At 44.8% G+C, this 26078-nt stretch carries 25 protein-coding genes and 1 other RNA gene; 5 read left to right on the top strand and 21 right to left on the bottom strand.

Annotation, left to right across the window (positions count from 1 at the left end; all coding sequences use genetic code 11):
* Nucleotides 1-38: 38 nt before the first annotated feature.
* From ABD036_RS07320 to ABD036_RS07300, 5 genes are all read right to left on the bottom strand, one after another.
* On the bottom strand, nt 39-1244 hold the full coding sequence (locus tag ABD036_RS07320; RefSeq protein WP_343858173.1) for a beta-propeller fold lactonase family protein: 1206 nt from the start codon (nt 1242-1244) through the stop codon (nt 39-41).
* Between the two features lie 297 nt (nt 1245-1541).
* Nucleotides 1542-2243 carry a hypothetical protein gene (locus ABD036_RS07315; protein ID WP_343858170.1) on the bottom strand — a complete coding sequence of 234 codons (702 nt, stop codon included), beginning with the start codon at nt 2241-2243 and terminating at the stop codon, nt 1542-1544.
* Nucleotides 2236-2574, bottom strand: coding sequence for a PadR family transcriptional regulator (locus ABD036_RS07310; RefSeq protein WP_343858167.1), 339 nt, complete (start codon nt 2572-2574; stop codon nt 2236-2238). Before ABD036_RS07310 ends, ABD036_RS07315 begins: the two co-directional genes overlap by 8 nt.
* 485 nt (nt 2575-3059) lie before the next feature.
* A complete protein-coding gene (locus ABD036_RS07305) occupies nt 3060-3848 on the bottom strand; it encodes a SapC family protein (RefSeq protein WP_343858164.1) in 789 nt (262 codons plus the stop codon).
* Between the two features lie 401 nt (nt 3849-4249).
* Nucleotides 4250-5902: a glycerol-3-phosphate dehydrogenase/oxidase gene (locus ABD036_RS07300; RefSeq protein ID WP_343858161.1), complete on the bottom strand. Its 1653-nt coding sequence runs from the start codon at nt 5900-5902 to the stop codon at nt 4250-4252.
* 254 nt (nt 5903-6156) lie between these two features.
* On the opposite strand from ABD036_RS07300, the gene ABD036_RS07295 reads away from it, so the two are divergent.
* Both ABD036_RS07295 and ABD036_RS07290 read left to right on the top strand, forming a co-directional pair.
* Nucleotides 6157-8085: a S9 family peptidase gene (locus ABD036_RS07295; RefSeq protein WP_343858158.1), complete on the top strand. Its 1929-nt coding sequence runs from the start codon at nt 6157-6159 to the stop codon at nt 8083-8085.
* 27 nt (nt 8086-8112) lie between these two features.
* Complete coding sequence (locus ABD036_RS07290) at nt 8113-9312, top strand: dipeptidase (protein ID WP_425542558.1); 1200 nt, start codon at nt 8113-8115, stop codon at nt 9310-9312.
* A 10-nt stretch (nt 9313-9322) separates the two neighbouring features.
* Here ABD036_RS07290 and ABD036_RS07285 read toward each other — a convergent pair whose 3' ends face one another.
* Nucleotides 9323-9871 (bottom strand): 3'-5' exonuclease, encoded by a 549-nt coding sequence (locus ABD036_RS07285; protein ID WP_343858155.1) that lies wholly within the window; start codon nt 9869-9871, stop codon nt 9323-9325.
* Nucleotides 9872-9996: 125 nt separating this feature from the next.
* Between ABD036_RS07285 and ABD036_RS07280 the strand changes: the two genes are divergently transcribed.
* Nucleotides 9997-10929, top strand: a complete 933-nt coding sequence (locus ABD036_RS07280; RefSeq protein ID WP_343858152.1) for an ABC transporter ATP-binding protein — start codon at nt 9997-9999, stop codon at nt 10927-10929.
* Entirely contained in the window at nt 10926-11690 is a 765-nt protein-coding gene (locus tag ABD036_RS07275; protein ID WP_343858149.1) for an ABC transporter permease, read from the top strand. The genes ABD036_RS07280 and ABD036_RS07275 overlap by 4 nt, the downstream gene beginning before the upstream one ends.
* 39 nt (nt 11691-11729) lie before the next feature.
* Here ABD036_RS07275 and rnpB read toward each other — a convergent pair.
* Nucleotides 11730-12113: RNase P RNA component class A (gene rnpB / locus ABD036_RS07270), an RNA gene on the bottom strand.
* Nucleotides 12114-12997: 884 nt separating this feature from the next.
* On the opposite strand from rnpB, the gene ABD036_RS07265 reads away from it, so the two are divergent.
* Nucleotides 12998-13228 (top strand): hypothetical protein, encoded by a 231-nt coding sequence (locus ABD036_RS07265; protein ID WP_343858147.1) that lies wholly within the window; start codon nt 12998-13000, stop codon nt 13226-13228.
* Here the strand turns inward: ABD036_RS07265 and ABD036_RS07260 are convergent.
* The 14 genes from ABD036_RS07260 to ABD036_RS07195 form a co-directional block, all read right to left on the bottom strand.
* Nucleotides 13194-14192 (bottom strand): AgmX/PglI C-terminal domain-containing protein, encoded by a 999-nt coding sequence (locus tag ABD036_RS07260; RefSeq protein ID WP_343858145.1) that lies wholly within the window; start codon nt 14190-14192, stop codon nt 13194-13196. The two genes, ABD036_RS07265 and ABD036_RS07260, sit on opposite strands and share 35 nt — an antisense overlap.
* A 5-nt stretch (nt 14193-14197) precedes the next feature.
* The gene (locus ABD036_RS07255; protein ID WP_343858142.1) at nt 14198-14725 is read right to left on the bottom strand and encodes an ExbD/TolR family protein; all 528 of its coding nucleotides are present in this window, start codon (nt 14723-14725) and stop codon (nt 14198-14200) included.
* Between the two features lie 17 nt (nt 14726-14742).
* Entirely contained in the window at nt 14743-15273 is a 531-nt protein-coding gene (locus ABD036_RS07250; RefSeq protein ID WP_343858139.1) for an ExbD/TolR family protein, read from the bottom strand.
* 6 nt (nt 15274-15279) lie between these two features.
* Nucleotides 15280-15942 (bottom strand): MotA/TolQ/ExbB proton channel family protein, encoded by a 663-nt coding sequence (locus ABD036_RS07245; RefSeq protein ID WP_343858137.1) that lies wholly within the window; start codon nt 15940-15942, stop codon nt 15280-15282.
* A gap of 130 nt (nt 15943-16072) precedes the next feature.
* Entirely contained in the window at nt 16073-16519 is a 447-nt protein-coding gene (locus ABD036_RS07240; RefSeq protein WP_343858135.1) for a hypothetical protein, read from the bottom strand.
* Complete coding sequence (locus tag ABD036_RS07235) at nt 16516-17295, bottom strand: tetratricopeptide repeat protein (protein ID WP_343858133.1); 780 nt, start codon at nt 17293-17295, stop codon at nt 16516-16518. The genes ABD036_RS07240 and ABD036_RS07235 overlap by 4 nt, the downstream gene beginning before the upstream one ends.
* Nucleotides 17282-20209, bottom strand: coding sequence for a tetratricopeptide repeat protein (locus ABD036_RS07230; RefSeq protein WP_343858131.1), 2928 nt, complete (start codon nt 20207-20209; stop codon nt 17282-17284). Before ABD036_RS07230 ends, ABD036_RS07235 begins: the two co-directional genes overlap by 14 nt.
* Nucleotides 20206-22170 carry a tetratricopeptide repeat protein gene (locus ABD036_RS07225; protein WP_343858129.1) on the bottom strand — a complete coding sequence of 655 codons (1965 nt, stop codon included), beginning with the start codon at nt 22168-22170 and terminating at the stop codon, nt 20206-20208. Before ABD036_RS07225 ends, ABD036_RS07230 begins: the two co-directional genes overlap by 4 nt.
* A gap of 18 nt (nt 22171-22188) precedes the next feature.
* A complete protein-coding gene (locus ABD036_RS07220; RefSeq protein ID WP_343858127.1) occupies nt 22189-22716 on the bottom strand; it encodes a hypothetical protein in 528 nt (175 codons plus the stop codon).
* Nucleotides 22717-22724: 8 nt separating this feature from the next.
* The gene (locus tag ABD036_RS07215; RefSeq protein ID WP_343858125.1) at nt 22725-23867 is read right to left on the bottom strand and encodes a DUF3570 domain-containing protein; all 1143 of its coding nucleotides are present in this window, start codon (nt 23865-23867) and stop codon (nt 22725-22727) included.
* 11 nt (nt 23868-23878) lie between these two features.
* The gene (locus ABD036_RS07210; RefSeq protein WP_425542562.1) at nt 23879-24124 is read right to left on the bottom strand and encodes a DUF4266 domain-containing protein; all 246 of its coding nucleotides are present in this window, start codon (nt 24122-24124) and stop codon (nt 23879-23881) included.
* 31 nt (nt 24125-24155) lie between these two features.
* A complete protein-coding gene (locus ABD036_RS07205; RefSeq protein WP_343858121.1) occupies nt 24156-24671 on the bottom strand; it encodes a TlpA family protein disulfide reductase in 516 nt (171 codons plus the stop codon).
* 34 nt (nt 24672-24705) lie between these two features.
* On the bottom strand, nt 24706-25365 hold the full coding sequence (locus ABD036_RS07200) for an outer membrane beta-barrel domain-containing protein (RefSeq protein WP_343858118.1): 660 nt from the start codon (nt 25363-25365) through the stop codon (nt 24706-24708).
* Nucleotides 25335-26075, bottom strand: a complete 741-nt coding sequence (locus ABD036_RS07195) for an SH3 domain-containing protein (RefSeq protein WP_343858115.1) — start codon at nt 26073-26075, stop codon at nt 25335-25337. Before ABD036_RS07195 ends, ABD036_RS07200 begins: the two co-directional genes overlap by 31 nt.
* Nucleotides 26076-26078: the final 3 nt, after the last annotated feature.

Below are 26078 nucleotides of genomic sequence, written 5' to 3'. Positions count from 1 at the left end.
CCTCTTGTGACATTATCCAAGCCTCCTTTGTTGTAAATTCACTCATTCTTTTTCAGCAAATAGAGAGCATCTTTTTTACCCAGACTGAGCAGCATGTGTTTTCCATCCTCTGAGAGAGCGATTGATGTAACTCCTTCAATCTTATTTGCCTCGGCATGGATTTTATCTTCAAAATCCAAGCTTCCATCATCGCTAATTTTGAATTGAAGAACTCCCTTATCAAATTCACCTGCTGCATAAAGATTTGAACCATCACTGGATAGTGCTAAAGTTGCGACACCTTCGAGTCCAGAACCATGAGTTTCCGATTGAGTAATAGACTGCATAAAAACATACCCTTCATCGGTTCTTTTAAATACTAAGACTGCGCTGCTACCTGAGCAAGCGACATAGATAAATTTGCTGTCTGATGAAAGGGCTAAGTATTGAGGATTAACCAGAAGGTTTTGTGTATTTTCACTATTGTTGATCATTTGCTTGTGAGTAAATTTGCCATGTTCATCTTGTGAAAAGATGTTGAGCACATTACCTTCAAAGCCAGCGACGACTAACTCTTTATTTACTTGCGAATAAACCACACTTACAGGCTTTCCAAGCATATTAGGACTCAGGTCGTTAGAGTTGATTTTACTATTGAAAGTCAATTGAGAATTAATATTGATATCGAAAATCGAGATTGCATCGCTCTTGTAGCTCGCAACAAATAATTGCTGTTCGTCAGAAGAAACACTGACTCCCCAAGCTCCAAGTATCCCTAGATCATCGATGTCACTTAGTGATTTATCGCTTTTAAAAACAAGCTCATACTCCAAGTTGTCGGTAATTATCTGTGACCGTATGAATCTGGACTGATCATCTTTTTTAAAAGATGACAGAGCACTATCGTAAAAGCTTGCAACAATAGCGCTGGTTCCGCCGTCAAGAAGTGCTAGCCCTGTCGCACCCTCCAGCTTTAATTCAGTTTCTGAATCTAACGATTTTTTGCTTTTAAAAATCTGAATCGGTGTTAAGAATTCGTCCAACTCAAGTATCAATATCGAATTGTCATCAGCACTGGTCACCCAAACATACGAACCATCTGGCGATACCCTGACTTGCCTCGGATTGTCTAACCCATCAACACCATTCACACCATCAAATAACGCTTGCCGTAATTTAAAACCTTCAGCGTCAGCTCTGTGGTGAGGTGAAAACGATAGTAATATAAAGATAGATAAAAGTGCGACGGTAGTCAGTCTGTTCATGGAATATTGCAAATTTGTCGATTTGCTTGAGGTTAACTGAAATTAAATTGAAAGTCCGCAATTTGTCTGAAGCAGACCGAAGCTGATAGTTAAATCAATGTATGGTTCTCGCACGTTTGGGTCAATGCAAATACGAGTGTTCACGATACGCTTTGCGCTAATTGGGATTGTGCAACTAAGACAACCCAACTGTCTGCGTAACTGATAGAGGAGACGCTTAACATCTAATTGCTATGGATGTATCAAATACAAAAAAGCCAACATTTTGCTGGCTTTTTTATGGAGTAATGAAAAATCTTACTTTAGAAACCGCTTAAACAAAAAGCAAACATATATTGGTAACGTGAAAAATGGTGCCAACATCATGAAGGCTAGTATCGGCCCCACATTTTGGGCTGCAGGCTCGAACCAACTGATCACAACATATCCGAAAAGGTAAGGCAGCAACAAAAAAATCAAAGCTATGGCGCTAAATTCCCAGACTGAAGGGGTAAACCGTTTTAATAGCGCGTAAGCTGAACCAGCAAAAGCCATGACCCAAAGTATGGAGGGAATATTGATAAACATGGCTAATTCGAGATGAGCTATGCCACTCTCATTCCATGCATGTTCCCAATAATCGCCATGAAGCAAGATAGAGTGTATTTCACCTGCTAACAGAAGCTGCCAAAGGTGCTCTGTCGGCTCTTCCATATTTGATAGCCAGCCTACGAATAATGCAATAGTAGGCAATACCAGTATACATAAGATAATGCTCACTGCTTTTAGAAAATTTGTAGATTTAACCATTGCTTTTTGCCCATCCCAAATTGCCAAAGCTGATTGTCGTAATAGCCAGTTGTTTGCATCTTGATTAGTCTGCTGACGCTCTGTGTATTCTTCTTCCATATCGCCAATGAGCTCGTCACGATATGCAGGGTTTGTTAATCGAGACAATAACCACGTAGCGAACTGAGGCAATGCGGTACGATGTTTCTCAGGTGAATTGGTATTAAGCATGCAACTCGCCTCCTACAGTAAGGACAACGCCTTGCCACATGGTGTCTATAGCGATCTTAGTTTGTTTAAGTGCTGCCTTACCCTCGGCAGTGACAGAAAAAAATCGTTTAGGTCTGCCACCACGCTGCGCGGTTGCCTCTCCAAACTTGGACACCACCAAGTTTTTTTTCTCCATTCGCTCTAGTGTTGAATACAAAGCTCCTAGTGCAACATCTCTGCCTATCTCAGACTGCAACAACTGACGGATCGCCGCACCATAAGCGTTGGTTTCTAATCGTAATAATGCAAGCAAAACTATGTTTTCAAACTCGCCTAGCGTTTTTTGACTCATACTACCTCCTTAGATTTCCTACAATGTAGTTTTTAAGCTCAGGCTTTGCAATATAAATTACTACATTGTAGTAATTTTGGGCTATACATAGGTATCTCAAACTATACACACAATAATATATGAGATTTCCCGATCAATGCTGGAACCTCATTTCTGGTGAAATTCAAAGAAAAGAAATCTCATACCCAATGAAATGGAGGGAATATAGGGCTGCTTTGTGTTATTTGAGCCCGACTAACAAGATAGCGAGAATGATCGTTGGCAATTCGCTCATTGCTTAGATAACGAGCGCCGACAAATAGACTGTGCCAATAGTGTCTTGATGGGTGTGCGCCAGATTAATGGGTTATGGCGGTCACTAGCAGCGCTGTTCTCTAATAAATAGTGATGACAGTAACAACAGCATGCTCATATTGCGGAATGAATACGCACAAAAAAGCCGAACATAAGTTCGGCTTTTTTATCAAAATCGGCTGACGAGTGAATTACTCAGCAGGTGATTTCTCAGCAGCAGGCGCTGTTTCAGCTTCAGCTGCATTTTCGTCAATCAGTTTCATTTGAATCGCTCTGATCGGCTTGTCTGTGGTGCTCGATAATTGCACCATACGGTTAAGCTGAGCAAGAGATAACATGACGGTGTAAATGGCGCCCAAGAAACCTGATTTTTTCAGTTCTAGGGTCACTTCGTCAGACAATTCGTTTACGCGCTTTTCGTTGATAGTGAAGACACCCGTTACATTGCGAGTCTCACCACTAGCGTACTGCACGTTGAGCTGCAGCGGATCAAGTAGACCTAGTTCAACTACCTTGGCGACGAAACGCTGAGTGATCATTTCGCTGTTAGCAATTTCACCCAGTAACTCTTGGCGATTTTTCAAGTAATCTGACGGCTCACCCGCTTCTGTGAATAAGCTCTCGCCTTCTTCGCCAACTAATGGGCTGTTTTCGTCAATAAATACGCCTAGCTTGTCGCCATCAGGACGCACATCAAACGGGTAACGTTGAATGTTAAGCGGCATGACATGGCCGACCCATTTGTTGTCGTTGAAATACATGTTGCTGTTTTGCTCTAGACCTAACATCGCAATGGTATGAAAACTACCTTTAGGTTGATCTTTGATAAAAGCAATTGGCATGCAGCTGGCGATTTGTGCGAATTCGCGCATAGTGGCAGAGGCTAAGTGTGTCTCTTTAGCAAATTCGAAGCCGTGTTGTACACTGACTTTCAGTGCGCTGTGTTTTTCTTTGTCCAGTGGAACATAATTCGTTTTCATTACTTCTTGTCTCTCAATGATAATACTCCGTGAAGAAAGCCATTGGTTAGATAGCGATGACGGAGGTTAAAATAACTCTCGACTTAGATGCTCAAACCAGTGGAAATCTCCAGCAAAACGAGTTGTTCAGCTGGTATGGCCGAGAAAGTGTGCAAGTATCTTTTATTTGCGCGGCGAAGTCACCACCCAAAACCGGTTAATTGGAAATAGATTGTTAAAAAAGTGTGTTTTCGCGTTATTTTTTACACACTGGGGCCAATTCCTCTACCTAAATTTATAAATTCGTACTACAAGGCAATTTAATGGCGTGTTTTATTCCCCTAGGTGTTTCGTCTCACGTTTGTTTTATCCGAATTAAAGCATGAACCGCTGAATTTAGGGGGGGGTTAGGGATTAAAAGGTTAAATCACAACAGGTGTTATTGCATTATTTTCATGGGGATCAGTTGTATCAAGCGAATCGATATATTCTTGTAGTTTTGCATCGGCTTCATCGCCAAATAAAATCACACATGCTTCGCGCAAGCCCGGATCAGCGAGGATATCTCGCTGTCTCACCACTTGGGAAATTTTCGAACGCCTGCGCAAGAAATCCTCTAACTTGGTGACCATTTCGCGGTCCGCTGCGTGTTCAATTTCAACCCGCAGATATTCGCTATTTTCGATAAGCAGTTCACCCATCTTAGGGTTTTCACGGATCATTTCTATCAAGTTGATCGCATTACGGCCATAACGCCGCCAAAATCGTTGAGTAAGAGGTTCTGATGAACTGGCAGGTGTGAGCTTATCGAGCTCCATCAATTTAGCACGATGATAAAATTCACGTTTTACCGAGTCATCGGGTTCGCCGTACCAACGATAGTCGGCATAAGGCAGTTCAACACCAAAGTCTTTTACTCGCTGGGCAACTTCATTCCCGACGTTGAGACAGTCGGTCAATTTACCACCAAAAATGGACAAATAGCGATCCGCTTCATTGGTGTCGATAGCATGCTTTCGAGACAATTGAACCCAATCTGCTTCACCACTTTCACCTTTGATAGCTAAAGGCCTAACACCGCAGCGCTCGGCAATAATATCTTTTGTCGTCAGCGGTTTTCGCAAGGCCAGTAAGGAATTCACATTGGATAATATAAATTCGCGGTCCTCATCAGTAACTCGCGTATGTGGCGTGGCAACTTGGGTATCGGTCGTGCCAATACAGGTTTTTGGGCCCATGGGAATAATAAAGAATAAGCGCCCGTCATTAGCAAAGAATGTCAGTACTTTGTTACTTTCGGTTATTTTATTTACGATTAGATGGATGCCTTTAGAGAACACATGATGGTGCTCAGTAGGTTGTAAATTGGTTTGGTTAATTTGATCGACAAAGGGGCCTGCCGCGTTAATCAATACGTTGGAGCGGATCACAATTTCCTCACCACTTATCTGATCTTTAGCGTGACTAACCCAAACCCCGCTCTCTCGTTTTGAGCGCATCAGCCCCACATAGTTGGCAGCAATACAACCGTAGCTCATGCTTGAGCGCACAAAATTAAACACAAAGCGCGCGTCATTGTCATACAAATAACAATCTGAATACTCGAATCCACCGGCCAAGTTATCGGTATTGATCACCGACTCAAGTTGCTTGATCTTATTGGGCGTTAAGTATCTTGGCATTTTGGTGACAAAACGGCCCATAATCCAATACAAAATGGTGCCCAAAAACACAAAAAACGGCGGAAATCGAAAGCCATTTTGAATGCTGGTGAAAAACCGAATTTCTTTGACCGTAGAAGGATAACTGCGCATTAAATGATTGCGACTTTTACACAGTTTATTGACTAAGGCATATTCGTGGCTTTCTAAATACTTTATCCCACCCCAAGCTAAATTCGATGAGTTTGAGCTAGTAAACCCCGCAAAATCCCCTTTATCTATCAAAGCCACTTTTACCCCTTTGGCAGCCAATGCAGCGGCAGAAACAGCGCCATTGATGCCAGCTCCGACAATGAGCACATCAAAGGTGTTCTTGGGTAACTTCTCTATATTACTTTTTCGTAGGTTGATCATTCTTAAACAATGGCTCAATCAGCTTATGGTGTTTATCGCGAAATACTTTTATACGATAAATGAGGTTTGATTGTTAGCCTTTTTGAATGTGGTAATAACATACAACGAAAAAGAGATGAGTATTAACCTCTACCTTGAATACTTATTGCGCCTTTGGCTTGGCATGAAATCCTTAACTTTGATTGCATTTAGTTGACGCTATTTCTTTACCACATCACCAGAGTATTCTAGTCTGATATATTCTAAGGAGAGAGATGATGAAAATATACGTAGCAGTATTATTAACCAACTTCACCGTTTTAAGTCTTTGCTCGTCAGCCCAAGCACAGCAAGTGTGGCCCTACCCGGATGATGTCCCTAAAATACAACCACTAAAAATTGGTACGGCAAGTGACCGACCGATAGATATTTCACGATTTTTACTTGCCCGCGGTGCCCTCAGTGCTCAAGTCAATGTGCAAGCTAGTCATGTCGCATTCAGCAGCCGTGTTACCGGTGTCTCTCAGTTGTGGGTGATGCCCATTCAAGGTGGACAGGCACGCCAACTCACCTATGGAAACGGTATTACGTTCTTTCGTTGGCACCCTGATGGGCAGCGACTGATTTACGGCGCTGATAATGATGGCGATGAGCGTGACGCCTACTACTTAATTGATGTCAGTGGTAAGCAAGAGTCGCTGGTGATGCCTAGTAGTGATGCTTATCGCAGCTTTGGTGACTTTCACAGCGAGGGAAACCGTTTCAGCTACTCATCCACTGAGCGTAACGGCCGAGACTTCGATATTTACGTGTTTGATATGCAGCGCAATAAATCAGAACTTGTCTATCAATCTGAATATGGTTTCTTTCCTCGTCAATGGCGGCCAAATACCGATCAAATGTTGGTCACTGAAGTGGTAGGCGAAGATGGCGAAAACGTTTACCTCTTAGATACAAAAACCAAGCAGATGGTGCCTATCTTCAAACCCAAAGTGTCTGCCGCCTTTAGTCATTTCAATTGGCACAAAAGCGGTAACGGTTTCTTTTTTATCAGCAATGACGATAGCGAATTACTGAGCTTGCGCTTTTATCATATGGACAGCAAAAATACCGACATCATCGTAAAAACCGATGCTGAATTAGATGATGTGGTCTTGTGTGACGGTGGTGAACAGTTACTTTACAGCATTAACGACAATGGGTTCGAAACCCTTTACAGCACCAAAACCAGCACGTTTTCGCCGAAACAAATTCAACTACCGCAAGGCACTTTGCAATTATCTTGTAGTAAAGAAAAAGACGCGGTGGTAACACTCAATGGCCCTAAAACACCTGGCTCTATCTACCGAATTGATATCAAGTCAGGCCAAAGTCAATTGCTTAGAGAGCCGGATTTGGCCGGTATTGACCCACAGTTGCTACAAACGCCAGAGGTGATAACTTTTCCCGCTCGCGACGGTGTGATGTTGCAAGGGTTGTTATATCTGCCAAAAGACATCAAAGGAAAACCACCACTGGTGATCGACATCCACGGTGGTCCTTCAGCGCAAGCGCGGCCTACTTGGATGCCCTTAACCCAGTATTTAGTGGGAAAAGGAATTGCCGTATTGGACATCAATGTGCGAGGTTCAACTGGCTTTGGTAAAACCTACGCACGCCTTGATAATCAGGAAAAGCGCTTAGACAGCGTACGGGATCTGGTCGATGCTTTAGCATGGCTGAAGAAACAAGGAAAAGTTGACGCCGATAACGCGGCGGCCATGGGCGGTTCTTACGGTGGCTATATGGTCAATGCGGTTATGGGCACCTACCCCGACGCGTTTGCGGCAGGCGCGTCTTTTGTCGGCGTAGCGGATTGGGTTAAAGCGTTGGAAAATGCATCACCAGCGCTTAAAGCGTCGGATCGGGTTGAATATGGCGATATTAGCGATCCAGTATGGCAAGAGTTTTACGCAGTGAATTCGCCAATCAACACCGTAAACAATATTCGCGCCCCCATGTTTTACCAGCATGGAGTAAATGATCCTAGAGACCCGGTCACTGAGTCTGATATTATGGTCAATGCGCTGCGAGAGCAGAATATACCGGTCACCTATTTAAGAATGCCTGACGAGGGACACGCGGTAAGCAAGTTAACCAATCGCGTGGCAATGTACCGCCAGCTTGCCCATTTCTTAGAAACTCATTTGCAAGCGAAACAATAATAATATTTGATTTAAGGGATCTTACACATGAACAAAATGCTCGGACTATGTTGTGCAATGGCGCTGAGCGCTTGCGCCACTGCTGAAAACAGTGAATTTCATGCCTCTGAAAAAGCCAACAAAATTGCCCAAAAGTATATTCTAGTTGACGGCCACATAGACGTTCCGTATCGCCTACAAGAAAAGTGGGAAGATGTTACCCAAGCCACCAAAGGCGGGGATTTCGACTACCCTCGGGCAAAAAGCGGAGGGCTGAATGCGCCTTTCATGTCGATTTATGTACCCGCTTCACTTGATGATTCACCACAATCAACCGCCTTGGCTCATAAACTTATCGATTACGTTGAGGCTATTGTCGGTCGAGCACCAGACAAATTTGCCATTGCTAAATCAGTAGCAGATGTTGAGCGTCAATTTGCCCAAGGATTAATTTCATTGCCAATGGGCATGGAAAACGGCTCGCCAGTGCAAAATAGCATGGACAATCTAAGGCAGTTTTATGATCGCGGTATTCGTTACATCACCCTAGCTCACTCGCTGAGTAACCATATTTCCGACTCCTCGTATGACTTACGTCGAAAATGGAAAGGGCTAAGCCCATTTGGTAAAGACTTAGTCGTGGAAATGAACAAGTTAGGGATCATGATTGATATCTCCCACGTGTCTGATGCCGCCTTTTATCAAGCGGTAGAAATAAGTACCGCTCCGGTGATTGCATCGCATTCTTCGCTACGTTCTTTTACGCCGGGATTTGAGCGCAATATGGACGATGACATGATCAAAGCACTGGCCAAAAACGGCGGTGTCATCATGATCAACTTTGGCTCAACCTTTGTTGATCCCGTGTCTCGAGCTTGGCGCATTAAAATGGCTAACGAACAAAAAGCAGTGGAACAAGAGTTTGGTGCGGATAGTACTGAAGCAAAAGACTTTGAAAAACGCTATCGAGAAACCAGCCCCTTTCCATATGCCGACGTAAACACAGTAGTCGATCACATTGAACATGTGGTGAAGCTGGTTGGTATCGACCATGTTGGAATTGGCTCTGACTATGACGGCGTGGGTGATTCATTGCCAATTGGTTTAAAAGATGTGTCTAGCTACCCTAACTTGGTACAAGGATTATTAGATAAAGGCTATAGTGAAGAAGATATCGCTAAAATCTTAGGCAAGAACCTGCTTCGTGTGTGGCGCGAAGTGGAACAAGTGGCGGCTAATTACAAATAGATTTAGCGGTTTAAAACTGAATAGAGGATGATCCAGAGAGGTGTTGAGTTTGCATAAATACACTTTGGATCATCACCGCATCATTACTAGCACGATGGCGTTCAATTTGAGTGTTGTCGCAAACTGATTTTTGAGTATCGTGCCATTTCTCCATTTGCTGCTCAGTTAAAATATTCTCCAATGGACTCAAGGTAAACTTCATTTCCATTTGTGCCACATAAAACAGCTTAATTAACCAAGGATAATCCACTACCCAACCATCAGAATACACCGTTTGTCCGATTAACAATTCATTTAGTTCGGCACACACCTGTGCAGCGCGCACACCTTTTTCTAGCAATAAAGCTCGTGATATTCCGTGTAATTGCTCAGCCTCTTCAGACCAATGTGACCAATCCGGCTGAGGTTTGATTAAGCGGCAGTAACGCTGTGACAAATAGGTCACAACACCAACTTCAATGGGATAGCTTTCACTACCAAAACCACTCGCTTCAATATCGATAATAGTCGGAATGATGACCTTGTTGATAAACGCCTCAGATATTAGTGGTGTGATCAAAATATAATGGATGTTTCCAATTACGCCAGTTTAGGGTAATAGTTTTTTACATTTTATCTGAATTAGTGCTATCAAATTTTAGCCAAGTCCCTAATATTTAGACGGTTAACTCAGTAAGGGACAGCATGCTTTCAATCGAAAAGGTAAGGAAAAGCTACGGCGATAAAACGGTGTTGGATGATATTTCCTTTAACGTTGCTGCCGGTGAAACCGTTGCATTGCTAGGTGCAAACGGATCTGGTAAAACCACCACAATAAATTCCATATGCCAATTAATCGAATTTGAGCAAGGCGATATTTTATTCAATAACACGTCCATTCGTACTGATCGACGTTATTTGAAAAAGGTCGGTGCGGTGTTGGGCGGCAGCCGCAATATCAATTGGCGGCTTACCGCTTGCCAAAATGCAGAATACTTCGCTGCACTTAGAGGCCACTCTGGCAAACAACTCAAGCAGCATATTTCGGCTTTAGAGGCGCGTTTGGGTTTGAAGCAGTATCACACACTTGAAGTGCTCAAATTATCCACCGGCAACAAACAGAAAGCCGCCTTGCTCAGTGCCTTAGCCTACTCCCCGAATTTATTGCTACTCGACGAACCAACATTGGGACTCGATATTGACACGGTTGAAGAGCTCAAAAACATTATCCATCAGCAATCAACATTAAATGGACAGGCATTCCTAGTGACCTCCCACGATATGAGCTTTATCGATAAAATTTGCCAAAAAGTGGTGGTGCTAGAACAAGGCAAAGTGATTTTCAACGGCGACATAGCCTCACTTAAAAAGGCGCTCTACTCTTTCAAACTCGAGGTAAAAGTGCCCACTCAATTGATTGATAATATCCAGCAAAAAGTAGAGCAATTGTGTATGGGGCGTTTTCAGCAACATACCCGTGCGACTAATTTATATATCGAGTTCGAATCGCCTCAGCAAGTCCTTGGACTATTAGCTTGGTTGAATGAACAAGACATCGCCCCTGAGCATCTCACGATCATGCCATTAACCATGCACGACGCGTTTCAGACCCTAATGCAAAGGAGTAAAAAAGCATGAGTTGGCTATTGCTATTGAAAAACGAGTGCAAGTTGCAGATTTACGATATGCGTCAATATTGGTTTGAAAGTGTGGGTGGCTTGTTGATGATCTGTGGCCTTTTTGTGGCGCTGTTTTATGGTGCAAAATCTTTTGCCTTTGATGGCGAACAAGCCCAGTCATTGGATGGTCTATTGATTGGTTTTTTACTTTGGGGGTTTGCATCAGCAGCCTACTTGTCTGTCACCAAAACCGTCATCGACGATACCCAAAAAGGTTATATCGAACAGTTGTTCATCACCCCTAAAGGGATCACGGCAATTCTATTGGTCAAAACACTAGTCGATCTGCTTTACGGCCTATTATTTATTACCATCATGGCATATCTCACGATGTGGTTAACCGGAAACTGGATTGATATCAACTTACCGATGTTCTATTTAGCACTGCTATTAGCTGCGCCATCGTTAGTCGGTTTGGGATTGATCATCAGCGGTTTCGCGCTGGTGTTTAAACGGGTGGATACCTTAGGCCAATTAATGGCGCTAGCACTGATGGCCTTAGTCGCCGTTGATGGCTTGCCATTTGGACCATTGAGCTTTATACCCTTTACACCAGGTGCATCCTTAGCCAGAGCGTGGGTGTCTGGAGAAAATCCAATTCAGCTAATGGACGTGGCCATTGTATTAGCCAATTCAGGCATATACTTGCTGCTGGGCATGCTGGTGTTTAAGCACTTTGAAAAAGTCGCAAAACGGAAGAATTTGATAGGCCAATATTGAGCGTATGTCGCCACCTGCGTGGCGACATAGCTAATAAATAGTGCGAGTTGGTCATTAAGCCGGGTTCTGTAACCTTAAAAAGGCGACAATCATTCATCTAGGCCAGCAATCGCTCACTGGCTCAAGCAACCTACCCGGTTCCAACGCGGGCCGCGCCGTATGGAACCCTATTTGGTCTTGCTCCGGGTGGAGTTTACCTTGCAACCAACTGTTACCAGTGGCCCGGTGCGCTCTTACCGCACCCTTTCACCCTTACCGGCAAATCCGTCGAAACGAATTTACTTAGGCGGTTTTCTCTCTGCTGCACTTGTCGTCGGCTCACGCCGCCCAGACGTTATCTGGCACCCTGCCCTGTGGAGCCCGGACTTTCCTCCCCTTTGAAAACCCGAAGGTAACAAAGCGGCGATTGTCTCGACCAACTCGCGCGCAGTGTACTTGGATTAATAGCGTTATACAAATCACGTCATCCCAGTGACGCTCTTTTATATCATGTCATCCCGGTAGGCCTTCTTCTAAAAAACGTCATCCCGGTAGGGTTCAATCCTCACTGTCATCCCGGTTACGCTCCATCTTCACTGTCATCCCGGTAGCGCTCTTAGAGCCGGGATCTTCCACACTCCTGTAGGCAACTAACTACGCAGGACTTTTGAGGAGATCCCCAACAAGAGCACTTGGGGATGACGGGCTTTGAGCACTTGGGGATGACGAAGAAAATGTCATCCCGGTGGGGCTCTTAGAGCCGGGATCTTCCACACTCCTGTAGGCAACTAACTACGCAGGACTTTTGAGGAGATCCCCAACAAGAGCACTTGGGGATGACGGGCTTTGAGCACTTGGGATGACGAAGAAAATGTCATCCCGGTAGGGCTCAATCCTCACTGTCATCCCGGTAGAGCTCTTAGAGCCGGGATCTTCCACACTCCTGTAGGCAATTAACTACGCAGGATTTTTGAGGAGATCCCCAACAAGAGCACTTGGGGATGACGGGCTTTGAGCACTTGGGATGACGAAGAAAATGTCATCCCGGTAGGGCTCTTAGAGCCGGGATCTTCCACACTCCTGTTGGCAACTAACTACGGAGGACTTTTGAGGAGATCCCCAACAAGAGCACTTGGGGATGACGGGCTTTGAGCACTTGGGGATGACGGGGTTCGAGCACTTGAGGATGACGAAGAAAATGTCATCCCGGTAGGGCTCAACCCTCACTGTCATCCCGGTAGCGCTCTTAGAGCCGGGATCTTCCACACTCCTGTTGGCAACTAACTACGCAGGACTTTTGAGGAGATCCCCAACAAGAGCACTTGGGGATGACGGGCTTTGAGCACTTGGGGATGACGGGCTTTGAGCACTTGGGGATGACGGTGTTCGAGCACTTGGGGATGACGGTGTTCGAGCACTTGGGGATGACGGGCTTTGAGCACTTGGGGATGACGGGCATTGAGCACTTGGGGATGACGGGCTTTGAGCAATTGGGGATGACGAAAAGCCAGTCATCCCAACGTCTTAAAACGGCAAGAAATCCAATGAGTAGTTGGTGATGGTTGGCGTTACATTTGCACTACCAAAATTAATCAGCTTAATTCGTGCTAATAACTTTTCCTCTAGTTGTGGATAATCAAGTTCGCTGGAAACTAGCGTGATAGTAGTAACCGAACCATTAGGCGCTATTTCTAGATTGACCGTGATCTTGCCTTGTAAACTGGGGTCGTCGCGCAAAGCTCTGCGATAAATCGTATATAACGCCCCTTTGTTGGCGCCAAAGCCCTTACGAATCGATTCTTCATCACGACTACCCACTACGGTATCTTCGGTGACAAGCTCTTTGGCTGCCAATGAAGCCATGCCTTCGTTAGGCGCTTGAAACTCAGTGGTCTTGCGGCCAGCTAATTCGCCTCTTGCACCAACATCAGAAGACAGGTTGCTGGTGTTCAAACCGCCACTTTTATCAGATACTTTTTTACCCACAAATGACCTTTGTTGCTCGTTGGTTTTACCGGCTCCTTGGATCATTTCAGTATCGGCTAAATTATTGATGTTTGCCGCTTCACGCATGCTACTTAAATCATCAGTGAATTGCAGCAAACCGCTTTGTTGCGCTTTGGCTCTGGCTTGTTCCGCCAACTCGGCTTGCGTAGGCTGCTTAACCACAGGTTTGGGTTTGGGCTTTTCAATCGGCTTTTTCGGCTCAGGCTTAGGTGGTTCTGGCTCAACCTTGGGCTCCTCTTTGACTTCTTCAGGAGGCGCTTCCACAGGTATTGGCTTGGGCGGCTCGACCGGCTTAGGCGGCACCACCTTTTGTGCTTCAATAATGCGCGTAAGCTGCGGCGGAATTCGTTCTTTTTCTTCTCTAGTCTGCTCGGGTAACTCTTGCCATTTAACGATCAGCGCCAGGATCAGCGTAACCACCAGCACAATACCGGTGAGCTTATTGAAAAAGCGATTCTCTTGTTCGCTAGAAGACCAAGGTAGTTGGCTGCGAAAGTAGGTTTGAGGTTGACTCATTGTGCTCATGCGTCACCTTTAGTGGGCTTTTGTTCCACCGCCAGTGAGATATTGGTGTAGCCCGCTTGAGCACAGGTTTGCATGATTTTCTTCAACAAACTATAAGGAATTGCCTGATCACCCATGATGGTAATGGCTCTGGCAATGTCATTTGGGTTTTGCTCAGGGCTGTCGTTAATCGCAATTATTTTGACCCGATTTTTCTGATAAATGAGTTCTTTTTCCAGTGCCGGAATGATGTCATCGGATTGCGCCATGACAGTGGCAACGTCAGCCATTTTTTGACCTTGCAGTAAAATGTGTTTGGCGTTAACCAACAAAACCAAGGTTTCCTGCGCTGCAGTTTCAGCTGTCGACTCGGGTAATTTGACGCTCTGATCAGTCTGCAGTACTTGTACATCTGAGGCATTGAACATTAAAAAGAACACCAAGATGGTGAAGATGTCCATCAAGGAAACCAAGCTCAACTTAGACTCTTTAGCCATGCGCTTGTGATGTCTCTCCATGCGAGAGGCGCGAACGGATTTTTTCATCGTCTTGCTCCTCTCATTTAAGGTGTAGTTTCAGATTGCGTGAGCAATGGTGCATCACCCAATGAAATTTGTGGAAACAATTCAGCCTGCACCACGGATGCAACAACCACTTCATCATAAGATCGGGTGGTATCCATCAACGCCACTATCACTTGATAAGGAATGTCTTGCTCTAATAGCAAAGTCGCTTGATTCTTCTCAAGCCCTTTATTTATCAGCGTTTGCTTAATCTGTTTCAAAATATCCTGCAGCGCTACATAGTCATAACCATCCTCGTTATTGGGGACTTCTTTGACTAAATACCCTTGTGGGTAAAACACCTCTATGCCATTGCTGCGCACTAGGATTTCTAATTGCTGATCTTTTTCGTCTAACTCAGTTTGTTCACTGGCTTCGCCTAGCTCAGGCAACGATAGCTCCAGTACCGTGATACGGGAAAATACCATCATCATCAATAACACTGGCACCAACACGATCATCAAATTCATAAATGACGTGATATCGAGTTCGGCATCCGGCTTTTGCAGACGTTTTCTTCTGCCCAACATAATGGATTAATCCGTCGTACGAGAGCGGGTAGAGATAGCCTGACGCCCCATCAGGGTATTCAGACACTTCACCCCAGCCATTTCCATGCTATCGACGATTTCGGTGGTTTTGGTTTGTAGAATCGAGTGGAATGCCAGTAGCGGGATCGCAGCGATCAAACCAAATGCCGTGGTGTTCATCGCAACCGAAATACTTTGCGACAACAAGCTGGCTTTTTCCGAAGGATCAGCACTTGCAACAGCGGAAAACGCGGCGATCAAACCGATGATGGTACCTAACAATCCCAACAAGGTGGATATGTTTGCCAAGGTTGCCAAATAGCCCGTGCGTTTTTCCAATCGCGGCGTGCTCTCCATTAATCCTTCTTCCATCGCATACTCGATGTCTTCACGGCGTTGGCTGAGTGACATTCTGGCAATCCCCGCAGTGATAATCCGGCTGATCGGTGCATTATTTGACTTACCAAAGTTAAGGATCCCGTCGTAATTTGCCGACTCCAACATGGGCTCTATCTGTTTGAATGCTTTTTGATTGGTACGTTTCGCCATGCTCAAGAACAAAAATCGCTCCAAAGCAATCGCTAAGCCAATGGCCAGAACTACCGCGATTGGGAACATGAATGAACCGCCTTCTTGAAAGAAGCGAACAATGACGTTGTAAATTTCCATAACAGCACCTTAATTTTGCAATGTGTAGCAGTCTACCTGCATATTACCCAATGTATCGTATGGGATTATCCACACAGTTAACGTTTCTCATAACTTAGCCAAAAGTTCCTCTATTGACGAAGCTCAATGATTATTTTTGTTCCACTCCAGCGACCCGCTCAAAATGCTGCACCCTGCGGGTAAACTCGTCTCTTTCCAACGGCATGAAATCTTGTTCAATCCGTTTTGCAAATGGACTGGGCAAGGACGCCTTGTCCCGTGGTGGCTGCCAAGGCACTATCGACAATACCTTGGGTTGTTCACGCTTAATGCGTATTGTATCTTCAATTTCTATCACCCCATTAACCCTAGTTGAGGTCACCGCGGGTGATTCTGTAGCAAACGCAGTTTCAGCTGTCGGCGGCACTCCCGGATCGGTAGGGCGGAAAAGATTAGGATCAGGCTGCTGGCTATTAACTAGCTGAGGATCCTCTATTTTCAATGGCTGCTGTTGTTGTGCTGCCTGATTTTCTTGTTGTGCCCATGCAGTCGTTTGGATGAGTGAACTGGCAATTAACGCCACAAAAATTGATTTCATTGTGTTTCTTCCTGTGCTGCTCTTGACGTTAACTGACGTTTCAGATCAGCGATCCAGCCGCGAACTTGGCGCCCTGGCTTGTCCTGTAGTGCTTGATACAACTCATAGTATTCAAGCGCCTGTGGTTTTTTGCCCATGTACAAATCATACAAAATACCTAAATTGAGATAACTATTATCGTAAGCTGGCCAACTGGCAATGGCGTGATGATAATGCCGTTCAGCTTGGGCAAACTCTCCTAGCTCTCGCAATACAGTGGCCAATCGATTATGTGCATAATAATTATGTTGATTCACATCCGTTGCTTTTTCAAACAATACTTTAGCTTCATTTAATAGATTATGCTTTTGCTCAAATTGATCAGAGGTTAAATCAGCAAATTCCTGCATTTTTAAATTACCCAACTGTAACCATGGACCAGATAACTTAGGTTGGGTTTGGGTTAAGGTCACAAATAACTGAGCAGCGATGTCTGGATTACCGTCTTTATTGGCCTGCAAAGCTTGTTCAAATAATGACTGTGAAGATGCATCTACAGGCGGTTGGCCAGACAAATACAAGTTTGGCTTGGCGCGCAACTCGGTGATTCGTTGCTGCATTGGATCAACCTTTATAGGCACGACATCGGAACTGACAGTGGCTGATGATGGTGCCGTTTTTGTTGATTGCTCAACCTGCGGTGTCGATTCGGAGAAAACCTTATCTAAGCTGGCGCAACCCGACAATGACAATAGGGTAAACACGGCGACTAATCGTATCAAACTAATAGATTTCATTGTTGGTCTCCGGCATCTTTTCGACCTTGTTATAACGCCCTGGTAACAACTTACTCAGTGCCGCGAAGCTCTCTTTTACCCAGCGATCATAAATCCCTTGCCAACTGCGTTGAATATTCGCTTCGTGAATGTCTATGGCTTGCTCTTCAAAAGGATAAGCTTGCTCCTCAAGCAAAATATCGTATTGTTCCAGCTCCAGTGCTGAGAGCCCATTTGGACGCTCAGAATCTATTAGGTCTCGGGCTAACTGAGCATAAATTTCTGCAATTTTGAAGTTCGCCGCAGTGCTGAACTCGGCGATCTTATATTCCAAAGTCCCATTGAGTCCGTCTAAAGCCTGATCCAGTGCCGACCGTTTGCGCTTTAGACTTTTATTTAGTGGCAAGGTTAACTTCACTTTCTTAAATGCCTCGACCTTGTCATTGGCAAACACCATTGAGGACATAGCCGCTAAATAACGCGAACGATCGGTTCGATTGTTGCCTGCTTGCGCATCGCCTAAGATCAATTTTTTCAGCCAGAATCGACGCTTAGCATCTTCATTACTTTGCACATAAAACTCACTCATTTGGAATCGCGCTTCGGTGACTTCAGCAAAAGGCAATGGGTAAGCATGTGCGTAAGTGCGATAGGAGTCCAAGGCCAAATCACGTTCATCAGCTTTTAAGTAATAACCCGCGGCAATGTAGAGCGCTTCGCGGCCTTCATCGGTTTCGGGGTTGGCTTGCCAAAGCTGTTTCAGTTCATTTGCTGCGGGTAACCAATCTTGGTTCTTTTGATAGGCAAAGATCAGTTTATCTTGAATATTTGCCGCCAATGGTTCGCTCGCAAAACGTACTCGAAAATCTTCAAGTAATTCAATTGCTTTAGGCCAATCTTGCATCTCCAGTAAATAGGTCGCAGCGTCGTATTGCGCATTGATGCGCGCGCTGCTTTGTGGTGTTTTTTCAATTACTCGTAAAAAATCTTCGATGGCTAGGGCCACATACTGTTTGGCTAAATTGGCTTCGGCTTGTTTGTAGATACTTGCCGCTAGACGCTCAACCATGTCGTTGTAACGAGCATCATCAGGTGTTAGCGATGCCAATATTGACTCATAGCTTAATTCCGCTCGTTGATACTGTTGCAATGCAAACTCACTGTGGGCAATAACTAGCTGGGCGGCAAGGCGTCGAGTAGTATCAATGCGAGGTTGCCAAACAAGTAGGTTTTCCGCGTTTTCAATGGCAGCAAGATAGCGCTGTAAATCAAACTGTTGCTGCATTGAGTCGTACAATACATCGACCGCTCTAGGATCATTGGCAAAGCGATTGACAAATTGCTGTTGGCTGGCGAGTTGCTCATCTTGCCATTGTTGTTGTAACTGCGGATCGCTTAGCGTTTTACGTAATTCCCTAAACGCGAGTATTGCGGCATACCCGGCTTCCGCGCCTCTTGGTTCGTTTAAGTATTGATAAGCATAGGCTTCGTATGCATCAATAGCCGCTTCAAATTCGCCTGCATCAAACAAGCTTTCGGCCATATTAAAGGTGATCTCTGGCGTCAGGTCGTCATGGGGGAACGTTTGAATAAACTCACGATACCAATTGGCGGCCTGTAAATAAGCATGCGTCGATTTTTGTCGATTAACCTCTACATCGTCTTGCTGTTCATCGCTTGGCTGGTCCGCAGCGGCAAGTAGCAACTGCGCCTTACTATGTTCATATTGCGCTAATTCTTGAATATAGTCTTTTAAAAAAGGCTTAACGTCATTTTGTAATAACTGCCCCCAATCGGACCAAAATGGACCGTTAATACCATAGCGATCAACAAAGTCCTGTTTGGCTGGTAATACTAAGGTTGGAAATTTGCCAATGATGTACGCATCGATTTGTTTTACCGCAAAAAAAGGCGCTTGATTATGCTCTGGGTGGACTTCTGTAAACGCACGATAGACCAAGGCGCTATCGCGATACCGATCTTCATTTAAGAATTGCTGACCGAGCCGATCATACACCAGATTTTCGTAATGACGCTCGCCGTACTGCTGATAAAACGCTTTGAGACTGTGCTCGGCACCTCGGTAGGAAAATAGCATGGCCATAATGCGAATGCTGTCATTGACAATACGCTTCTCTCCTACCGGCAACATCTCAAGCTGCTGTTCGCTACGTAACTGGCGTAACATTTGCGAGTTAATCACATCATTAGGTAATTTATGGTCGAGCAGTTTGGTAAAAGCGAGTAATGCATTGGCATAATCTTCTGTCTTGAAAAATGCCCAACCCGACATATATGCCGCTGACATGTAATAATTGCTGCTTTGTCCTTGCTCAAGTACCTTGGCATACGCATCAATCGCCGCTAGATAGTCTTTGCGATTGAATAATATTTCCCCACGTCTGAATTGCAACTCGGCCACATAAAGACTATCAGGGTAGGTTTGCAGCAATTGGTTAATCACCGTTAGACTTTGTTCAGACTGCCCCTGTAAATCATATGCCTTAGCCAATTGGTAAAGTACTTCTACATTGTCACTTTGCTGGGGATGCTGGCTGAGGATCTGTTGATACTGGGCGATGGCCAAATCGAAATAGTCCCGATCTAGCGGTGCATTGCCGGTTTCTTGCTGCTGTTCAGCCAAGAGTATTTCCAAATCAGCTAGACGATATTGCACTATCTTAATTGTCTCGGGATCTGAAATAACTTCGAGCAATCCGGTATAGGCGTCCCGTAAGTTTTGTAGCCCCTGATCTGGCAAGGGCGCATGATCCAGTGAAACCGGTTCGAAATACATTTCGCCTATGGTTTTACGAGGTGCCTTTTGGCTGTTTAAGTCAGGCGGATCGAAAAGACTGGCGCAGCCAACAAATAAGCTACTGAACATGAATAGGGTTATGTACCGGATTAGCAAACTGAACTTTGCAAGGGTCATTTTCTGCCCCCCTGCTTATCAGCCTGAGCTTTGCGAAACGCCCTGTCGTTTAATCTCACAATCGCTAACTGTGCTTGCAGTTTATAACTATCTAATTGACTCAACTGCTCATTTAACTTTGTTTCAAATAATTGATTCAAAGCCGCCAATTGCTGTCGCTGCAATTTAAGGTTTTGCTGCTTTTGCTGATTGAGTGTTTGCTGCAAGTTCGCAATACGGGCTCGCTGTTGCGCATATTCTGGTTGCTGAACTAAGCGAGCTTTTAATCGGTTTTGTTGTGCCGTCGTTTGGGCAATCAACTTGTCCAATTCGTTCAAGCTTTTTTGTGCCTGCCAACGCCTTTTGGCGAAGTTTTCCGCGGCATTCCAAATCATAATCCCTGCTAAACGAGAAAGTCGTTGGGCGTAGTTTGGATTAAGCGGTTTTTGATCCAACTGCTGTCGCTTTTGAATGATATCAGCGTGGGATTGTTGCGCCCCTTGTAATCGCTGCTGCCAGTCTAGTTCCTGCTCTTGATTGAGAATACGGGGTGATTGCGGGGCCTGTGCTAGCAGTGCTTCAAGTTGGTCGCGCATGGCTTTGTAGTCTGCGAGTTTTGCTAGCAAATCGTTTTCTTTGAGCTTTTGTGCACGCAAAATAGTTTCTTGCTGACGCTCATCTAACATCAAACTGAAGGTGTCTAATCGTCCTTGCCATTGTGCTAACTGTTGTTGAATTTGTTGGCTTTCTTGTAGCCAGACCATTTGATTTCGAAAGGTTTTACTCAGCATGACTGCCGATAAGTGCGCTGGAACCTCAGCAGACCAATCTTGCTGTTGCGCTAAGGTTAAAAAGAAATTGTCATTAATGTTTAACAAGTGGGTTCGAATTAATTGTGATTCGGTGGCGAATCGATTTAAACCTCGTTGCAAGTTATCTATTGCCTGTGTCGGTGCGAAGGCTTTTTCAAAGGCATACGCAGAAGCCAGAAACGACTCCATGACATACTCGTTGCTACGAGGTACTTTCTGCAAACGCTGCCAAGCAGACAGTGCAATTTGATATTCTTCTCGTTGTGCTGCAGCCCAACCATAACCGAGCATGGCCGAATCTGTGTCGAGGCTGCCTAGGCGCACTCGGTCAAACGCATTAATTGCTTTAAGGGCCTGTTGATTTTGTAAATGGGCATAACCGATCGTCAGATTAGCTCGGTCGCGCAGAGCATCAAGTTCGCTTTGGTCGACTTTATTTAACGGCGATAACCAACCTTGCAGTAGCTCACTAAAGAAACTGGTTTTACTTAATCCCAGCTGCTCAAGGGTAGCAACGGCTTGTTGATACTGTCCTGACTGCAATTGCGCCAGTCCTTGGTTATACCCTACATAGTGTCGATAAATCGAATCTTCCGATAACGCAGATAACCAGTAACTATTGTCTGCGGCTTTGCCATCAGGTTGATCTTGCTGCCAATTAAACAACTGACTTTGTAAATATATCCATTGGTCTTTATCGCTTTGCTCAAGAAACTCATTGGCACTGTCTAAGGTAATATTCCCCAACACTTGAGATGCTAAGGCATACTGTTGTTTTTGAAACAGTGATTTACCTAATAACAGCCAAGCCTGTGTTTGGGTTTTGGGTTCGGCAACTTGCTCAAGTAAACGCTCAAAAATACCTGCAGCTTGTTCATCCAATCCATAGGCCAAACTTATCCCACCTTTTAACAGCCTAGGATCAACACCAGGATTAGTTATGTCTTTTAAAGCATCAGGACAAGCCTGCTGTAGTATTTCGAAGTGGGTCAGAGCTTGATAAAAATCTTGTTGAAAATAATAAAACAATATTTCTTGGTAGGCCTTGTCTACCAGTGTGACTTGACACTTTTTCAGCGTGGCAGTATTTGCCAACACCGTTGAGGTGCAAAACACCAAAAACAACGTTGGCAGTAGCACCACATAACGAAGCTGAAAAAGTCTGAGCATCGGCAATGATCTCACAAGTTACAGTTCAACAACGGTAAATTCAGGTTGTTGCTTACTGCTAGAATCAGTAATTTTCAGCTCCAATGCTTTAGCGTCAGCATCTTTGTTAAAGGTAAATGAAGCAGCCCGTTTATACTCTCGTTCTTCTGGTCCTAGACCGATGAAAAAAGCACTGATTTGATGTTCGCCTTGAGGCAGATTACCAATATGTAATCGTTGTACGCCGCCACGATACAATGCATCTACTTGACGATCGGTATACAGGTACTGAGTTACGACTTCGTCATCTACTTTAAGCTCCACCGAGTCGAGTTTAAAGTAAGTACCTACATCCATGGAGAGGTACACTACTACTTGGGTACTTGACGGGAAAAGCAGATCTTCCTCAAGTACAAACAGGTCTCGATTGAGCGCAATAACTTGGCGTTTAAGTTGTTGCAATTGCTTGGCAACAGAAAGTGGTTGCCCATCATCTTGAGCAAGAACCGCAGTCGAAAAGGGTAAACAAAAGGTCAAAAACAACACACACAACTTGGGTAAATTCATCATTTCACCTAATACCAAAGCGACGCAAAAATACGCGTCACATTGGCAGAAAATTCAAATAAAGGTTCCTCGCCAACAGGGCCATCAGCAAGCACATTTCTAAAATCATCGTATTGGAAACGCAGGTGGTCCAACTCGTAATTAATGGTCGCTTTAGAGAACCACGAGGACTGCGAAAATTGATATTCGTAAGTCACACTCAGGCCAATAGAAAGATTAGTAAAGGTACTCATTTCTTTGTCGCGAGCGCGAAAGTTAAACTCCGCACTGCGAGCAAACAAATCCTGATAAAAATCAGCGCTATCTTGTTGATAGTGTCTTACTCTAAAGTCTAGGATCCAATCATCACCGAAGGTGTGAATGTAACCCAATTTCACGCTGTTCGCGTCTATGCCCCAGGTATCCGAAAAGATCCTAGCTTCACCGTAAATGCTAGCGCGATATGGCAGATAGTAATTTAAATTAATCGCCGCGGCATTGCTGGTTCTCGTATTCGGATAGACTTCTGTCTCGAATCGAAAACCGCGTTCGGAGCTCGGATCAGCGAAGCGCACTGCGCGATAAGGATTGTTGAGATATCCCTCATCAGAGATATTCTCAAACGTCAGTCCCATGATCATGCTTTTGGTTAGTACTTGTGTCAGCCCCAACTGAAACTGCTGACGGTCGGCGTGCTCTAGAAAGTTTTCATCGCCGCGTTTACCCACTTCATCCCAACCTTTTGAATAGCCCATACTGAGCGTCGTAAGGTCGCCAAAAAAATCTTGGGAAATACCAAAGTGCACAGAGCGTGCTTCAAAGTCGTTTTCAGAACTGCTGGTAAAATTTAAATTCATCAAGGTTTTGTTATGCAGGAAATCAACGCCCACACTGTGCTCAGTTCGCTCTTCTTCATAAGGACTTGCAGTGGCTAACACATCAATGGACGCGCCAGAGATCATATCCACATAGTAGTTGCCCGAAACCGAAAATTTATTGCCAATTTGCTTACGCAATAAAATTGACGGGCCTTTGATGTCCATGCCATCGCCCTGATAGCTATGGTACATCACATCGGCTCTCTCTTGCGGCAACACAGCCGCGCGTACTGAAAAAGCCAACACCAACAGTAACTCCAGAAGGACAAAAGCGATGATACTGCGTTTAATCATGTTCACTGACCTTAGTTACACCCACAGCCACCACCAGCTCCGCCCTCTGCACCGCGCGCTCCTTCGCGGGCTTGAAATGCGTGCATGGTGTAACTGAATGATACTGGATTGCGATTCATTGCCATTATAGGATCGGCCAAGTTATCCCTTTCATAAGGTTTAACCCATGGTTCAAACGTGGAAGCGCAGCCTGATGTCATCAATACACTTGCTAGCAAAACACTCATCATACAAGTTTTTATCGTTAGTTTATTCATCATAGGTTCCACCCTGAATTACTTGTTATCGCTATTCGCGCAGTAAGGTTTTTATTGCTTTACGGTATTTGGCTTCATCACCAGTCTTATAACCGTAGTGGGTTAAACGGTGGTTGCCGTCACGATCGACAATGACCGTAGTGGGCATGGCTCTTACATCGTAAAGTTTGCTCACTTTGTCGTCCTCGTCGAATAATACGGGGAAACTGACCGGAATATCATTGAGCAAGGTGTTGGCTTTTTCGGGGTACTCATCAACATTCACCGCCAATACAGTAAATCCCAAATCTTCATATTCTTGCTGCATGGCTTCAAAATGCGGTAATTCCTCACGACAAGGCGCGCACCAAGATGCCCAAAAGTTAATTATCACAACATTGCCTTGTTGTTCTTCAAGTCGCATATTCTCGCCGCTTTTGCTCTTAAGCGTAAAATCAGGGGCGGGGGCCCTAATATCAGCTGCGCTTGCAGTTAATGCGGTAAAAAATGCCAAGCCAATGACCGCGGCGATGAGAAAGATAAAATTCGAAAATGTTTTTGAAATCATGACAATACTCCGTCAACTATTCAGCGTTACGAGGCTAAAAGAAAAAAGTCGCACCAATACCGTATTCGATATTGTGGGTACTCTTCTCTTCGCCAATTATTTCACTATTAAAAATATGATCTTTTAAGCCAACGTGAACGGCAAAGTAATCCGTCAAGAGCAGCTTATATCCGGCCCCAATGCTGAGGGTAAAGCGATCATCACCGCCAAAATCTGTGCTCCCTGCGCCTAGGGTGAAATAGGTGGCAGAGTTAAACACGAGGTTTTTGGTTAAAAATACTTCACCGTTGAGGTTGTAGCCCAAAGATAAATTGTAATAACTGTAATCCCGCTCTTCGTCAGTTAAGAAGGGAGCACCGCCACTTAATATTTCAAAGCTGGTGCGCCCAGCTTCAGATTGGCCATAATTGGCTTGTACGAAGAAATCTTCGTTGACGTGATAGGCCACTGAGGCACCAACAACCGTGCTCGATGAAAAGTCTTCGATACTGAGCACACCGACAAACACGCCAATTTCAATGTTTTCGCTATCAATATTCGACTCATTGATGTCACGACGCTGCAAATCAGGCTCAATCACGCTTTGATTTGCATTGGCAGACGCTTCTGCTTGCGGGCCTTGTTGCGAAAAGACCTGCGACGATAATGCCAACAAAGCGGCGCCTAGAAAAATATTGCGAATCCGAGTTTCCACTCTTCAAGCTCCTCATTTTCATCACGCTCTGTCAGCGCGAGTAAGTTTTGATATTCCAGTCTTAATACGAAATTTTGGGTCAGGTAGTAACGCACCCCAATGCTGCCTGCAAGTAGATCGTTGCGACGCGTTTCTTCGCCTGATTGCACCAAGTTTGCTCTAGGTTTTGTCTGGATCTGCCCTACCCCTAAACGAAAATAGGGAGAAACTCGCCATTCCGGAAACGTGGTATGGGTGACACTCAACAATGCTAATCGGCTTTCGGAGAAATCACCTAAAGCCTGGGTATAGCTCAATTCTGTACTGATATTTTCAGTGATCACCCAACTGGCAAACGCCGACAACGAAGGCACGCTTTCCAATGAGCCTCCGCTGGCACCAAATTCAAAGGAACGAGACTGGTAGCTTTCAAAACTGCCATCAGCAACCTCTACAGGTTCGCCTTTACTGTTTAAGGTGAGTTGCAAGTCTTGCTGTTTGACCCAACCTTCTTTGCCTTTTTCAGTGCGCACTTTGAACCAATTTGTACGTCTTTTTAAGACGCGGATCCACTCACCTTTTTCAGCCACGTAAAACACCGGATAACCCCGTGCAGGTCCTGTGTGCATGTCAATATAGGGTTCTACAATTTGCACCTCGGGAAACTCATCCTCTGCGTTAACCCAACCTGTACTTACCATGAGTCCAATCAGGACTATCCACTTTGTCATATC

The organism is Aliiglaciecola litoralis (assembly GCF_039523355.1).
Taxonomy (GTDB): Bacteria; Pseudomonadota; Gammaproteobacteria; order Enterobacterales; family Alteromonadaceae; genus Aliiglaciecola; species Aliiglaciecola litoralis.
This window is presented reverse-complemented; position numbering and strand designations above follow the sequence as displayed.

Coding starts and splice junctions, on each gene's coding strand:
- ABD036_RS07320 (WP_343858173.1), bottom strand. CDS start 1,244: ATGAACAGACTGACTACCGTCGCACTTTTATCTATCTTTATATTACTA.
- ABD036_RS07315 (WP_343858170.1), bottom strand. CDS start 2,243: ATGCTTAATACCAATTCACCTGAGAAACATCGTACCGCATTGCCTCAG.
- ABD036_RS07310 (WP_343858167.1), bottom strand. CDS start 2,574: ATGAGTCAAAAAACGCTAGGCGAGTTTGAAAACATAGTTTTGCTTGCA.
- ABD036_RS07305 (WP_343858164.1), bottom strand. CDS start 3,848: ATGAAAACGAATTATGTTCCACTGGACAAAGAAAAACACAGCGCACTG.
- ABD036_RS07300 (WP_343858161.1), bottom strand. CDS start 5,902: ATGATCAACCTACGAAAAAGTAATATAGAGAAGTTACCCAAGAACACC.
- ABD036_RS07295 (WP_343858158.1), top strand. CDS start 6,157: ATGATGAAAATATACGTAGCAGTATTATTAACCAACTTCACCGTTTTA.
- ABD036_RS07290 (WP_425542558.1), top strand. CDS start 8,113: ATGAACAAAATGCTCGGACTATGTTGTGCAATGGCGCTGAGCGCTTGC.
- ABD036_RS07280 (WP_343858152.1), top strand. CDS start 9,997: ATGCTTTCAATCGAAAAGGTAAGGAAAAGCTACGGCGATAAAACGGTG.
- ABD036_RS07275 (WP_343858149.1), top strand. CDS start 10,926: ATGAGTTGGCTATTGCTATTGAAAAACGAGTGCAAGTTGCAGATTTAC.
- ABD036_RS07265 (WP_343858147.1), top strand. CDS start 12,998: ATGACGGGCTTTGAGCACTTGGGGATGACGGGCTTTGAGCACTTGGGG.
- ABD036_RS07260 (WP_343858145.1), bottom strand. CDS start 14,192: ATGAGTCAACCTCAAACCTACTTTCGCAGCCAACTACCTTGGTCTTCT.
- ABD036_RS07255 (WP_343858142.1), bottom strand. CDS start 14,725: ATGAAAAAATCCGTTCGCGCCTCTCGCATGGAGAGACATCACAAGCGC.
- ABD036_RS07250 (WP_343858139.1), bottom strand. CDS start 15,273: ATGTTGGGCAGAAGAAAACGTCTGCAAAAGCCGGATGCCGAACTCGAT.
- ABD036_RS07245 (WP_343858137.1), bottom strand. CDS start 15,942: ATGGAAATTTACAACGTCATTGTTCGCTTCTTTCAAGAAGGCGGTTCA.
- ABD036_RS07240 (WP_343858135.1), bottom strand. CDS start 16,519: ATGAAATCAATTTTTGTGGCGTTAATTGCCAGTTCACTCATCCAAACG.
- ABD036_RS07235 (WP_343858133.1), bottom strand. CDS start 17,295: ATGAAATCTATTAGTTTGATACGATTAGTCGCCGTGTTTACCCTATTG.
- ABD036_RS07230 (WP_343858131.1), bottom strand. CDS start 20,209: ATGACCCTTGCAAAGTTCAGTTTGCTAATCCGGTACATAACCCTATTC.
- ABD036_RS07225 (WP_343858129.1), bottom strand. CDS start 22,170: ATGCTCAGACTTTTTCAGCTTCGTTATGTGGTGCTACTGCCAACGTTG.
- ABD036_RS07220 (WP_343858127.1), bottom strand. CDS start 22,716: ATGAATTTACCCAAGTTGTGTGTGTTGTTTTTGACCTTTTGTTTACCC.
- ABD036_RS07215 (WP_343858125.1), bottom strand. CDS start 23,867: ATGATTAAACGCAGTATCATCGCTTTTGTCCTTCTGGAGTTACTGTTG.
- ABD036_RS07210 (WP_425542562.1), bottom strand. CDS start 24,124: ATGAATAAACTAACGATAAAAACTTGTATGATGAGTGTTTTGCTAGCA.
- ABD036_RS07205 (WP_343858121.1), bottom strand. CDS start 24,671: ATGATTTCAAAAACATTTTCGAATTTTATCTTTCTCATCGCCGCGGTC.
- ABD036_RS07195 (WP_343858115.1), bottom strand. CDS start 26,075: ATGACAAAGTGGATAGTCCTGATTGGACTCATGGTAAGTACAGGTTGG.